This window comes from Streptococcus sp. A23, assembly GCF_043674155.1.
GTDB classification, from domain to species: Bacteria; Bacillota; Bacilli; order Lactobacillales; family Streptococcaceae; genus Streptococcus; species Streptococcus suis_V.
In genome coordinates, this window is the sequence record NZ_JBIMJP010000004.1 from 61,821 (window position 1) to 74,602 (window position 12,782).

Below are 12,782 nucleotides of genomic sequence, written 5' to 3' on the forward strand. Positions count from 1 at the left end.
TATATTGATAACAAAGGGATGCAGTGACATCGGAGGCAAAATAAATGCAGAAATTTGAAATAAAGGATCAGTTCTATTTGGATCAGAAGTCTTTCAAAATTCTTTCTGGTGCAATTCATTATTTTCGGGTTCACCCTGATGATTGGTATCACTCTTTGTACAATTTAAAGGCCCTGGGTTTTAATACAGTTGAAACCTACGTCCCCTGGAACTGGCACGAGCCTCAGAAAGGTCAGTTCAACTACGAAGGAATCTTAGATATCGAACGATTTCTAAGCATTGCTCAGGATTTAGGGCTATATGCTATTGTTCGTCCTTCCCCCTATATTTGCGCAGAGTGGGAATGGGGAGGTCTCCCCGCTTGGTTGATGACGGAGGAGCTTCGGATACGTTCGCACGATGCAACTTATCTGAGGCATTTAGATGAATATTACGCTTCTCTTCTTCCGAAATTGGCCAAGCACCAACTCTCACAAGGTGGAAACATTCTCATGTTCCAAGTGGAAAATGAATATGGTTCCTACGGTGAGGACAAGGAATACCTGAGAGCAGTAGCAGATTTGATGAGAAAGCATGGCCTGACAGCTCCCTTTTTCACATCGGATGGTCCATGGAGAGCCACTTTGAGAGCTGGTACCCTGATAGACGATGATATTTTGGTCACAGGAAACTTTGGTTCCAAGGCTGCAGAAAACTTTGCTATGATGCAAGATTTCTTCGATGAATACGATAAGAAGTGGCCACTCATGTGTATGGAATTTTGGGATGGATGGTTCAATCGCTGGGGAGATGAGATTATTCGCCGGGATCCAGATGAGCTTGCCCAGTCTGTCATGGATTGTATCCAGCTTGGGTCTATCAATCTTTACATGTTCCATGGAGGGACTAACTTCGGCTTTATGAACGGCTGTTCGGCCCGGGGTCAGATTGATTTACCACAGGTAACTTCCTATGACTACGATGCCATCTTGGATGAGGCGGGGAATCCTACTAAGAAATTCTATGCTATTCAATCCTTGATGAAGGAAGCCTATCCAGAATCGAACTATGCTGAACCACTCATTAAAGCAGCCAAAGCCTACCCATCGGTGGAATTAGAGGCAAAAGTTAGTCTCTTTGGGACACTAGAAAATGTAAGCGGTTCCCTATCTAGCTTCTATCCACAAAATATGGAAGAGTTGGGTCAGAATACAGGCTACATTCTCTACCAGACTACCCTTGAAAAGGATAAGGATGAGGCGGAACGGTTTAGAGTTATTGATGCACGTGACAGGATACAGGTCTATGCAGATGGCCATCTGGTCACAACCCAGTATCAGACGGAAATCGGTGAGGATATTGAGCTGGATTTGCAGAATCAGCACACCGACATTTCAATCCTGGTCGAAAATATGGGACGTGTCAATTATGGTCACAAGCTAACCGCACCAACCCAGTCCAAAGGTATTGGTCGGGGCGCGATAGCTGATCTTCACTTTATCGGCAATTGGCAAACCTATCCTCTCCCCCTAGAATCTGTAGAAACGGTAGATTTTACCAAGGAGTGGAAGGAAGGGCAACCAGCCTTTTACCGCTACCGATTTGAAGTGGATGAACTGGCAGACACCTACCTGGACATGACAGGATTTGGTAAGGGTGTAGTATTTGTAAACAATGTTAATATTGGTCGGTTTTGGGAAAAAGGCCCAATCCTCTATCTCTATCTTCCGAAAGGATACTTAAAGAAAGGAGAGAATGAGATTATCGTCTTCGAGACGGAAGGAAGATATAGAGAGAAGATAAGCTTTTCACAAGAACCCATCTATAAAGAAATCTAAAAGGAGAACTAGTATGGCAATTATTGCTACACGTATTGATGGTCGTTTGATCCACGGTCAGGTTGCTAACCTATGGACTACCAAATTAAATATCGGTCGTATCATGGTTATTGACGATGCTGTTGCTCAAAACGACATTGAAAAACAAGGATTGAAATTAGCTTGCCCACCTGGTGTAAAATTATCCATTTTACCTATCGAAAAAGCAGCTAACAACATCAAGGAAGGTAAGTATGACAGTCAACGTCTCTTGATTGTTGCACGTCGCCCAGAAAACTTCCTTCGTTTGGTTGAATATGGAGTTGAATTGGCAGAATTGAACGTAGGAAATATGTCTCAATCACCAGAAACTCGCTCTGTAACACGTTCTATCAATGTTGTAGATAAAGATATTGCTGATTTTGATGCCTTGGCTGCTAAGGGAGTAAAATTATTTGCTCAAATGGTACCGGGCGATACACCAAAAGACTTTATGCCACTCTTGGATAAAGTCAGATAAACTTTGGATATTTTTGAAAAATTTTAAAGGAGGATCACTATTATGCAATGGTGGCAAATATTACTTCTAACGCTCTACTCTGCTTATCAGATCTGTGATGAGTTGACAATTGTATCGTCAGCAGGTTCACCTGTATTTGCGGGTTTCATCTCTGGTTTGATCATGGGTGATTTGGCAACTGGTTTGACAATCGGAGCGTCTCTTCAATTGATGGTACTCGGCGTGGGTACTTTCGGTGGTGCATCTCGTATCGACGCAACTTCTGGTGCAGTTCTTGCAACAGCCTTCTCAGTATCACAAGGTATTGATCCAGAATTAGCTGTAGCAACAATCGCGGTTCCAGTAGCAGCACTCCTTGTCTATACAGATATTGCTGGTCGTTTCTCAACTACTTACTTCGCACACCGTGTGGATGCAGCTGTTGAAAAATTTGATTACGCAGCAATCGAACGTAACTACCTTCTCGGTGCTATCCCATGGGCACTCTCTCGTGCACTTCCTGTTTGGCTAGCACTTGCATTCGGTGGTGAATTCGTAGATACAATGGTACAAGCTATCAAAGAATATCAATGGATTGCTAACGGTTTGACTCTTGCAGCACGTATGCTTCCAGGTCTTGGTTTCGCTATCCTTCTTCACTACCTTCCACTTAAACGCAACCTTCACTACTTGGCAGTTGGTTTTGCCCTTACAGCTATGTTGACTGTTCTTTACGGTAACGTATCTGCATTGGGTGGCGCTGTAGCTGGCATCGTTGGTACACTTCCTGAAGATTCAGGTGTAACATTTGTAAACAACTTCAAAGGCTTGTCAATGATTGGTATTGCAATTATTGGTATCTTCCTTTCAGTTTTACACTACATCAACAGCCAAAAAGTAGCAGTAGTTGCTCCATCAAATTCAGAAAGTGGGGAAATTGACGATGACGAAATCTAATTACAAACTAACAAAAGAAGATTTTAATCAGATTAACAAACGTAGCTTGTTTACCTTCCAGCTTGGTTGGAACTACGAGCGCATGCAAGGTTCAGGTTACCTTTACATGATCTTGCCACAGCTTCGTAAAATGTACGGAGACGGCACACCGGAATTGAAAGAAATGATGAAATTGCATACGCAATTCTTCAATACTTCACCATTCTTCCATACCATCATCACAGGTATTGATTTGGCTTTGGAAGAAAGCGACGGTGTTGCTTCTAAAGATGCGGTTAACGGTATCAAGACTGGTTTGATGGGTCCATTTGCACCAATCGGTGACTCAATCTTTGGTTCATTGGTTCCAGCAATCATGGGTACTGTTGCAGCGACTATGGCTAGCCAAGGTTCACCAGTTGGTATCTTCCTCTGGGTGGCTGTAGCAGTTGTTTATGACATCTTCCGTTGGAAACAATTGGAAATTGCCTATAAAGAAGGTACTAAACTGATCACAACCATGCGCGACCGTTTGACTGCTCTTGTTGATGCAGCTTCAGTACTCGGTGTGTTCATGTTGGGTGCTTTGATTGCAACAATGATCAACTTTGAAGTTTCTTGGGCTCCAACTGTTGGTGAAAAAGTGATTGATGTTCAAGACTTGTTGAACACAATCTTCCCACGTTTGGTTCCAGCAATCTTCACAGGATTTGTATTCTGGTTGCTTGGCCGTAAGGGCATGACTTCTACTAAAGCTATCTTGATTATCATCGCACTTGCAGTTGGACTTTCTGCTATCGGTCACTTCGTATTCGGTATGGCGTAAGATATGGCTAAGAATTTAATTTTAGTAAGTCACGGTCTCTTCTGTGAAGAGTTGAAGAAATCTACTGAGATGATTATGGGTCCCCAGGAGGATATCTATACAGTAGCGCTTTTACCAGAAGAAGGGCCAGAAGACTTCCAGAAAAAATTTGAAGAAACAATTGCTAATCTAGATGACTTCGTTGTCTTCGCAGATTTGTTAGGCGGTACACCAGCCAATGTCGTATCACGAAAATTGATTGAAGGCGGACAGTTTGACCTCTATGCAGGTATGAACATGCCAATGGTTATCGGTTTCTTGAACGGTGTCCTGCTAGGTGAAGCAGTTGACTATGTGGAATTCGGTACAAGCAACCTTGTCCACGTCAATAGCCTATTAACAAGTGATGAAGATGAGTGAAAAACTCCAGTGGAGTTTTTCAGCCCGAGCTTGAAAACAAGAGAGCGAGGTACAGTCAGGGAAGTGACTGTTTCAGCCCGAGCCTAGAAATAGGAGAGCGTGGAAAGTTCAAGTGAACTGTTTCAACTGGTCACCTTAAAATAAGATATACAAGTTAGTCATCTATTTAGAAAGGCTTTAAGTATCCTGAGGGGAAGCAAGTTGATTGCCTCCCCTCCTTTGTTTTCGTGAGGAAAAGCAATGATTGAAGTAAAAACATTTGGTGAAAAAGCGAAGCTCTATTGCTTGAAAAATAAAAATGGTATGCAGGTTACTCTGACAGATTTTGGTGCCAGAGTGGTGGAAGTGCTTCTGCCAGTAGAAGAAAATGGTGGTTTACGAAATATTAGTTTGGCGGCAGGGTCAGATGTTGATTACCGCAAGACAGATTTGTATCCTGGTTCTACTATTGTTCCAGTTGCTGGACGGATTTCAGGTGCCCAGGCTGAGATAAAGGGAACACGCTACCGTTTCACAGAAAATGAACCAGGTCGGACCTTGCATGGTGGGGATGACACGGCAAATGAGCAGTATTGGGATGTTGAGCTAGACCATGAGAGAAATCAAGTGACCTTTGGGATTTTCCTAAAAGATGGTTTCAATGGTTTTCCAGGAGATGTGAGGGTTGAGGCTATTTATGGTCTAACAGACCAGAATGAGTTGACGGTAGATTATCGGGCGGTGTCTAGCAAAGATACTATTTTCAATCCGACCAATCACATCTATTTCAACTTAACGGGGGATTTTCAGCAGTCAGTAGCTGAGCATAAGATTCGGATTGCTGCCAATCGCTATGCTCCGCTTGGTGAGGATAATCTGCCAACCGGTGTCTTAGAGGATGTGACGGGAACGCCGTTTGATTTTAGAGCAGGAGCAAGGTTCGCTCAGGGTTTTGACAGCAAGCACCCTCAGAATATCCTTGTGAAAGGTTACGACCATCCATGGCTTTTGGAGCAAGTGGAGGTTCCGGTTGAGGTTGTCAGCCCAGATGGGCAGATTACACTTGCTGTGCGAACCAATCAGGCATCAGTGGTCATCTACACCTACAATTATCCTGTTGAAGCTTTGGCTGCCTACCATGGTGCCTTTAGCTTGGAATGCCAGGCACTGCCAAATGCTTGCAACCTAGATGGCTTTGGTTCTATTTTATTGGAAAAAGATGAGGAATTCCTATCTCAAACTTTTTATCAATTTACATGGTAAGAATGAGAAGCTCTAACTGTTGTACAGATAGGGCTTCTTGTCTTTTTTGGAAAATGTGGTATAATAAATCGGTGTGTTTCTATTGAAGCAGACGAAAGAGGAATAAAATGACAAAAGAACAAGAATTTTTAAAAGAATTTGAGGCTTGGGTCAACACTCAGGTCATGGTGAACGAGATGGCGGTAGAAGAAAGCCGTCGTGTATTGGAAGAGGATAAGGATGAGCGTGCTGCAGATGCCTACATCCGTTACGAAAGTAAGCTAGATGCTTATCGCTTTATCCAAGGAAAATTTGCTAACTATCATGCTGGCAAGAGCTTCCATGATTTACCAGATGGCTTATTTGGCCAAAAACATTATTAAAGAGAGGACAAAAATCTTGGCAAAGAAAAATGTAAATCGTAAAAAATTATTGAAAAAACAACTAGCAGACTTGAGACGAGCAGGGCGTGTCGGTCTTGACACTGCTCGCGGAGCTGTTGAGACAGTCGCACATCAGGCTGAAACTGTAGTTGAAAAAGCTGAAACTGCGGTAGAGAAGGCTGTAGAACAAGTGAAAGAAGTTGTAGCAGAGGTGACTTCTTCAGCGGCTTCATTGGATGACTTTTTGGCACTTCCTGAGTTGGAAGGTATTGCGGCAGCACGTTTGGAAACTTTCTATGAAGCTGGGATTCAATCTGTAGCTGATTTTACAAGCCACACAGAAAAGGATCTTTTGGCTCTTAAAGGAATCGGACCAGCGACCATTAAGCAGTTGAAAGAAAAAGGAATTGACTTGAAAGCTTAAATCCCTTGCTTTTCAAGGTGCAATTTGTTACAATAAAGCCAATCAGAGGTGTTTTGAGCCCCATTTGTCACAGGAAGCGGTGGTACTGAGAAATCCGCACAAATGTCAAAACTGGTTGCTGAGGATGTGAATCGAATAAGCAAAGTGCAGATAGTTATAGTCTATCTGAACAAGGGTGGTACCGCGGAATAATTTCGTCCCTGTCTAGCAAGTCTAGGCAGGGATTTTCATTTGGAAAGGAGAAATATGCTACATCATGTTGAAATTTACGTTTCTAATTTGGAAACCTCGCGTGCATTTTACGACTTTCTCCTGACCAAGCTGGGCTACTCGCTCTATCAGGAGTGGGAAGGGGGATTTTCTATGGCTCTTTATGACTCCAAGTCGCTAGCGACGAAGGAGAGTTTAGAGCCATTGATGCAGTTTGAGCAAAGCGAAAACAGTAATCCTATGTCAAGACCAGAGCAGTACCTGGTCTTTGTCCAAACGCCAGAGGATTTCCTAGAGCCAGGTTATCACCGTTGCCGTACAGGTCTCAATCATCTAGCCTTTCATGCGGGAACACCAGATGAGATTGACCAATGGCGGAAGGAATTTTTGACCAGACGAGTCAAATTGCTCTACGACGACCGCTATCCCCACGCAGGAGGACCAGACCACTACGCCCTCTATTTAGAAGATCCAGATGGGATAAAAATAGAGTTGGTGGGGGAAACGAAATAGCCAGCCCAAAGGACTGACTAATTCTAGGAGATTATATGAAAAAGATATGCCATCCGTTTGAGCTTTAGCTCTTACGGATGACGATACTGAATGTAATTCAGTAAAAGTTTTGCTATTTCTAGCTTGAGGATAGTATATGCCAATTTTCTTAAAGAATACTAAAGGAGAAAAAATAATGTCAAAAGAATTATCACCAAAATATAATCCAGCCGAGGTTGAGGCTGGTCGTTACCAAACTTGGTTGGACCAAGATGTCTTTAAGCCGTCAGGCGATGCGGAGGCTAAGCCCTATTCAATCGTCATTCCGCCACCAAACGTAACAGGTAAGTTGCACCTGGGGCACGCTTGGGATACCACCCTTCAAGATATTATTATCCGCCAAAAGCGCATGCAGGGCTTTGACACCCTCTGGCTTCCAGGTATGGACCACGCGGGGATTGCTACTCAGGCTAAGGTTGAGGAACGCTTGCGTGAGCAAGGCGTGACCCGTTATGACTTGGGTCGTGAAAAGTTCCTCGACAAAGTCTGGGAATGGAAGGATGAGTACGCAGCGACCATTCGTGAGCAATGGGGTAAGTTGGGTCTGTCTTTGGACTACCAACGTGACCGCTTCACGCTGGATGAAGGCTTGTCGAAAGCCGTTCGCAAGGTCTTTGTAGAACTCTACAAAAAAGGCTGGATCTACCGTGGCGAATTTATCATCAACTGGGACCCTGCAGCTCGCACAGCCCTTTCTGATATCGAAGTTATTCACAAAGATGTCGAAGGTGCCTTCTACCACATGAATTACATGTTGGAAGATGGCTCTCGTGCCCTTCAAGTTGCGACAACCCGTCCTGAAACCATGTTCGGTGACGTTGCGGTGGCGGTTAACCCAGAAGACCCACGTTACAAGGACTTGATTGGTAAAAATGTTATCCTACCAATCGTTAACAAGTTAATCCCAATCGTTGCGGATGAGCACGCAGATCCAGAATTTGGTACAGGGGTTGTGAAAATCACTCCTGCCCACGATCCAAATGACTTCCTCGTAGGTCAACGCCACAATCTGCCACAAGTCAACGTTATGAATGATGACGGTACCATGAACGAGTTGGCAGGTGAATTTGCAGGTATGGACCGCTTTGAAGCTCGTAAGGCAACGGTTGCTAAGTTGCAAGAGCTGGGTGCCCTTGTTGAAATCGAAAACCGTGTGCATTCAGTCGGTCACTCTGAGCGTACAGGTGTGGTAGTCGAGCCACGCTTGTCAACCCAGTGGTTTGTTAAGATGGACCAGTTGGCTAAGAATGCCATTGCCAACCAAGACACAGCTGACAAGGTAGAATTTTACCCGCCACGTTTCAACGATACCTTCCTTCAATGGATGGAAAATGTACACGACTGGGTTATCTCGCGTCAGCTTTGGTGGGGGCATCAGATTCCAGCATGGTATAACGAATCTGGCGAAATGTACGTCGGAGAAGAGGCTCCAGCAGGTGACGGTTGGGTACAGGATGAGGATGTCCTAGATACTTGGTTCAGCTCTGCCCTTTGGCCATTCTCAACAATGGGCTGGCCTGACGAAAACGCGACGGACTTCCAGCGTTACTTCCCGACCTCAACCTTGGTAACGGGCTACGACATTATCTTTTTCTGGGTGTCACGCATGATTTTCCAATCGCTTGAGTTCACCGGCCGTCAGCCATTCAAGAACGTGCTGATCCACGGTTTGATCCGTGACAAAGACGGTCGCAAGATGTCCAAGTCGCTCGGAAACGGGATCGACCCCATGGATGTCATCGAGAAATACGGTGCGGACGCTTTGCGTTGGTTCTTGTCAAACGGCTCTGCCCCTGGTCAAGATGTTCGCTTCATTGATGAGAAGATGGACGCGTCTTGGAACTTTATCAACAAGATTTGGAACATTTCCCGCTACATCCTCATGAACAATGAAGGCTTGACCTTGGATGCGGCGCGTGAGAATGTAGCCAAAGTCGCAACTGGTGAGGCTGGTAACGTGACGGACCGCTGGATTCTCCACAACCTCAACGAAACCATTGCCAAGGTCACTGAAAACTTCGACAAGTTCGAGTTCGGTGTGGCTGGGCACATCCTCTACAACTTCATCTGGGAAGAGTTCGCCAATTGGTATGTCGAGCTGACCAAGGAGGTCCTTTACAGCGACAACGAGGCTGAGAAAGTCATGACTCGCTCTGTCCTTCTTTACACGCTGGACCAAATCCTTCGCCTCCTCCACCCAATCATGCCGTTCGTGACGGAAGAAATCTTTGCCCAGTATGCAGAGGGCTCTATCGTGGTGGCAGCTTACCCTGTGGTCAACCCAGCCTTTGACAATGCAGAAGCTCACAAGGGAGTGGAAAGCCTCAAAGACTTGATCCGTTCGGTGCGAAATAGCAGAGCAGAAGTGAACGTTGCGCCATCTAAGCCGATTACTATCTTGATTAAGACAGCGGATGCTGAGCTTGAAACCTTCTTCAAGGCAAATGAAAACTACATCCGACGCTTTACAAATCCAGAACAGTTGGAAATCAGCTCAAGCATTGCTGCACCAGAACTAGCCATGTCAGCCGTTATCACCGGTGCTGAAATCTTCTTGCCACTAGCCGACCTCCTCAACGTAGAAGAGGAGTTGGCTCGTCTGGACAAAGAACTTGCCAAATGGCAAAAAGAACTAGACATGGTCGGCAAAAAACTCAGCAATGAACGCTTCATCGCCAACGCCAAACCAGAAGTCGTTGAAAAAGAAAAAGAAAAACAAGCCGACTACCAAGCAAAATATGATGCGACACAGGAACGTATCGCAGAAATGAAAAAACTGGTTAAGTAGGAAGAATGCGATAAAATGCCCAGCCTAAAAAGGCTGGGTTTTGTGGTATAATGGATAGGAACAAAAACTTTGAGAGGGCTATTTATGTTTGATACTATTGTTTTAAATCCTTTAGAAATTAATTTAGATTTTAATAATCCTAGGTTTTCAATGTTTGATTTTAATACTGAAGAAGAAATAGTCAAGTATTTAGTTCAATTTGAACAGATTAAAGAACTTGCATTTCAAATTGGGGAAAACGGATATAATACAATAGGTGAGCGTGTTATTGTCCTTAAAAATGAAAAGGACCAATACACAGTGTTGGAAGGTAATAGAAGAATTGCTTCGTTAAAACTTTTGTTTCAGTATCAATATTTATTAAAAAGCTCGGAACGTAAAAGAATTGAGCAACTAAAATTGGATATAGAAAATTTTAAAGTTAGTTGTGATATAGTAACTGGAGATATTAAAGATGAAGCACTTTTTAAAATCAGTGCAAAACATGTTGAAGGAATTAAAACATGGAGTTCAATAGATAAGAAAGTATTCTATTATAATCTTTATAGTCAATATAGAGAAACAGGATTATCCAGTGATGAAACTTTAAACAAGATTAAAATAATTACCCCAGAAGGAAAAGTAGCAGTAAGAAATGCAATTCGGCAGTTAAAATTTTTAACGTCTGTTTATGATGCAACAAAAAGCCATGTATCTAGCTTAAAGAGATTAACGCAATTGGATACAGATGTTTTAGTTTCAAGAGTTTTCAGCCCTTTAAAACAAGAGTTGGATCTTGAGTTTAATGATAATCTTGAAATCGTTTCTAAAAACGAAGTAATTTACTTTGAAATTTTAGCGATTTTAGGTAAAGCAGTTTGGGTTGATAAAAAATTAAATACACGAGTCTTTGCTAAAAAGAATCAATGGAAAGACGTTGTTGAAAAGATACCTGATTTAGCGGAAAAAATTAAAGAATATAAGGAATGTAATAATAAAGGAGTACTACATTCAGAGGGTGCTCAAAGTAAAACACCGGTAACTACGGAAGACAATGACAATAAGGAAGAGACGGATCGTGGGACACATAGACCATTAGAAAATAAAGAACCCGAGAATACTGTCAATAATACGGTCACACAAAATAAAGAGACTAAGTATAAATTTTTTGTTCCTAGGGAATCAGTTACTATAAATAAAATTAATCATAATTTAACTGAAGAAGTTACTTTGTTTGATGAAAATGACAATGAAGTACCAAGACAAAGTTCTGAGTATAATAGAATTTCATTTAGTTGTACACATCAAAATAATATTGTACTGGATAATAACGTCATTAATCCTATTTCTGAAAATGGTATATACACCATTAATGCTGAATATGATACAGTCAAAAAATCTTTTCCTATATTTTTAAATGTAGCAATGAGTACCCCTCGTCAAGAATATCAAGTTTTATTTAATAACAAGTGGTATAATGAGTCGCTAGCAAAATTATCATCTAACCACGAGTATTTTAAAATTTGTGAAGTAATTAAAAAATTACAAAGTTTTAATGTTTTATCAGCAGATATTGGAGAGCATATAATTATTGCATTTCTTTTGAGAAATCTAATTGAATATAGTACCAAAGCTTATTCAGATTTATTAAACTTAAAACAACCGCAAGACAAATTGTCTCCACTTGTTTCAGCAGTAAAAAATCATTTAGTTACAACAACGAGATTTTCGAAGACAGAGGCAAAAGCTCTAAATAATCATGATATGGATATTGAGTTATTAAATGGTTTGATTCATGATTATGGAACGAGTGTTAGTATTACTAATATTCAATCAATTGGTCAGAAATTTAAACGTTATTTTTCAGTCATTTTCGATAAATTATATGAAGGAGTAAATAATGGATAATTTTAGCCCGTTACGTTATCCTGGGGGAAAAAATAAAACATATCAGTATGTTAAGTATCTAGTAAAGAGCAATGACATAGATACATATATAGAGCCATTTTGTGGCGGAGCCGCAGTAGCATTAAAATTGCTACTGAATAATGATGTTAAAAAAATAATGTTAAATGATTTTGACCGAGCTATTTATGCAATGTGGTATTCTATTTTACATGATACTGAAACTTTTATAAAAAAAGTGAAGGAAGCAACATTTACGATTGAAGAATGGGATAGGCAGCAAGAAGTTCAAAAAAATAAAGAGAATGTTGACTTACTGACACTAGGTTTTTCCACATTTTATCTTAATAGGACGAATCGCTCAGGTATTATTCAAGCAGGGCCTATCGGTGGTAGAAGTCAAACAGGAAATTATAAAATGAATTGTCGATATAATACGGAAGTGCTGGTTAAGAAAATTGAATCAATTGCTAAGAATAAAAATAGAATTAGTTTGTACAATTTAGATGCCGTTGAATTTATAAAAAATAACATTAGACGGACAAAACGTTCTTTGACTTTTTTTGACCCTCCGTATTTTGTTAAAGGAAAGCAATTGTATACAAATTTCTACGAACATATAGATCATTTAGAATTACGAGATACAATTGACGAGTATATGAGTAAACATAAATGGATTCTTACCTATGATTTTCACGAAGAAATCCAGAACATGTATTCGAGCTTTGAACATTTTCCTTACCAATTAAATTATAGTGCAGGAAATTCTAAAAAGGGGGTTGAGTATATTTTTCTTAGCCAGACTGTATCATCGTCAAGGATTTCAGAGTTTCTGAATATCTATGATAATTCATTATAAATAAA

The 12,782-nt window shown here is 41.5% G+C and carries 12 protein-coding genes; all 12 read left to right on the top strand.

What is annotated here, in order from left to right:
* The first annotated feature begins 44 nt into the window (after nucleotides 1-44).
* Nucleotides 45-1,817 carry a beta-galactosidase family protein gene (locus ACHBIE_RS03440; protein ID WP_394732717.1) on the top strand — a complete coding sequence of 591 codons (1,773 nt, stop codon included), beginning with the start codon at nucleotides 45-47 and terminating at the stop codon, nucleotides 1,815-1,817.
* Between the two features lie 13 nt (nucleotides 1,818-1,830).
* On the top strand, nucleotides 1,831-2,316 hold the full coding sequence (locus ACHBIE_RS03445; protein ID WP_394732718.1) for a PTS system mannose/fructose/N-acetylgalactosamine-transporter subunit IIB: 486 nt from the start codon (nucleotides 1,831-1,833) through the stop codon (nucleotides 2,314-2,316).
* A gap of 39 nt (nucleotides 2,317-2,355) precedes the next feature.
* On the top strand, nucleotides 2,356-3,252 hold the full coding sequence (locus ACHBIE_RS03450; RefSeq protein WP_394732754.1) for a PTS mannose/fructose/sorbose/N-acetylgalactosamine transporter subunit IIC: 897 nt from the start codon (nucleotides 2,356-2,358) through the stop codon (nucleotides 3,250-3,252).
* Nucleotides 3,239-4,057, top strand: coding sequence for a PTS system mannose/fructose/sorbose family transporter subunit IID (locus ACHBIE_RS03455; RefSeq protein ID WP_394732719.1), 819 nt, complete (start codon nucleotides 3,239-3,241; stop codon nucleotides 4,055-4,057). Before ACHBIE_RS03450 ends, ACHBIE_RS03455 begins: the two co-directional genes overlap by 14 nt.
* A 3-nt stretch (nucleotides 4,058-4,060) precedes the next feature.
* Nucleotides 4,061-4,456: a PTS sugar transporter subunit IIA gene (locus tag ACHBIE_RS03460; protein ID WP_277942057.1), complete on the top strand. Its 396-nt coding sequence runs from the start codon at nucleotides 4,061-4,063 to the stop codon at nucleotides 4,454-4,456.
* A gap of 240 nt (nucleotides 4,457-4,696) precedes the next feature.
* A complete protein-coding gene (locus tag ACHBIE_RS03465; protein WP_394732720.1) occupies nucleotides 4,697-5,698 on the top strand; it encodes an aldose epimerase family protein in 1,002 nt (333 codons plus the stop codon).
* Between the two features lie 107 nt (nucleotides 5,699-5,805).
* On the top strand, nucleotides 5,806-6,060 hold the full coding sequence (locus ACHBIE_RS03470) for a DUF1912 family protein (RefSeq protein ID WP_105111201.1): 255 nt from the start codon (nucleotides 5,806-5,808) through the stop codon (nucleotides 6,058-6,060).
* A 16-nt stretch (nucleotides 6,061-6,076) separates the two neighbouring features.
* Nucleotides 6,077-6,484 carry a helix-hairpin-helix domain-containing protein gene (locus tag ACHBIE_RS03475; protein ID WP_394732721.1) on the top strand — a complete coding sequence of 136 codons (408 nt, stop codon included), beginning with the start codon at nucleotides 6,077-6,079 and terminating at the stop codon, nucleotides 6,482-6,484.
* Between the two features lie 246 nt (nucleotides 6,485-6,730).
* Nucleotides 6,731-7,207: a VOC family protein gene (locus tag ACHBIE_RS03480; protein WP_394732722.1), complete on the top strand. Its 477-nt coding sequence runs from the start codon at nucleotides 6,731-6,733 to the stop codon at nucleotides 7,205-7,207.
* 175 nt (nucleotides 7,208-7,382) lie between these two features.
* Entirely contained in the window at nucleotides 7,383-10,034 is a 2,652-nt protein-coding gene (locus ACHBIE_RS03485; protein ID WP_394732723.1) for a valine--tRNA ligase, read from the top strand.
* An 84-nt stretch (nucleotides 10,035-10,118) separates the two neighbouring features.
* Nucleotides 10,119-11,921 (top strand): hypothetical protein, encoded by a 1,803-nt coding sequence (locus tag ACHBIE_RS03490; RefSeq protein WP_394732724.1) that lies wholly within the window; start codon nucleotides 10,119-10,121, stop codon nucleotides 11,919-11,921.
* A complete protein-coding gene (locus ACHBIE_RS03495) occupies nucleotides 11,914-12,777 on the top strand; it encodes a DNA adenine methylase (RefSeq protein WP_394732725.1) in 864 nt (287 codons plus the stop codon). The genes ACHBIE_RS03490 and ACHBIE_RS03495 overlap by 8 nt, the downstream gene beginning before the upstream one ends.
* Nucleotides 12,778-12,782 lie beyond the last annotated feature (5 nt).

Coding starts and splice junctions, on each gene's coding strand:
- ACHBIE_RS03440 (WP_394732717.1), top strand. CDS start 45: ATGCAGAAATTTGAAATAAAGGATCAGTTCTATTTGGATCAGAAGTCT.
- ACHBIE_RS03445 (WP_394732718.1), top strand. CDS start 1,831: ATGGCAATTATTGCTACACGTATTGATGGTCGTTTGATCCACGGTCAG.
- ACHBIE_RS03455 (WP_394732719.1), top strand. CDS start 3,239: ATGACGAAATCTAATTACAAACTAACAAAAGAAGATTTTAATCAGATT.
- ACHBIE_RS03460 (WP_277942057.1), top strand. CDS start 4,061: ATGGCTAAGAATTTAATTTTAGTAAGTCACGGTCTCTTCTGTGAAGAG.
- ACHBIE_RS03465 (WP_394732720.1), top strand. CDS start 4,697: ATGATTGAAGTAAAAACATTTGGTGAAAAAGCGAAGCTCTATTGCTTG.
- ACHBIE_RS03470 (WP_105111201.1), top strand. CDS start 5,806: ATGACAAAAGAACAAGAATTTTTAAAAGAATTTGAGGCTTGGGTCAAC.
- ACHBIE_RS03480 (WP_394732722.1), top strand. CDS start 6,731: ATGCTACATCATGTTGAAATTTACGTTTCTAATTTGGAAACCTCGCGT.
- ACHBIE_RS03485 (WP_394732723.1), top strand. CDS start 7,383: ATGTCAAAAGAATTATCACCAAAATATAATCCAGCCGAGGTTGAGGCT.
- ACHBIE_RS03490 (WP_394732724.1), top strand. CDS start 10,119: ATGTTTGATACTATTGTTTTAAATCCTTTAGAAATTAATTTAGATTTT.
- ACHBIE_RS03495 (WP_394732725.1), top strand. CDS start 11,914: ATGGATAATTTTAGCCCGTTACGTTATCCTGGGGGAAAAAATAAAACA.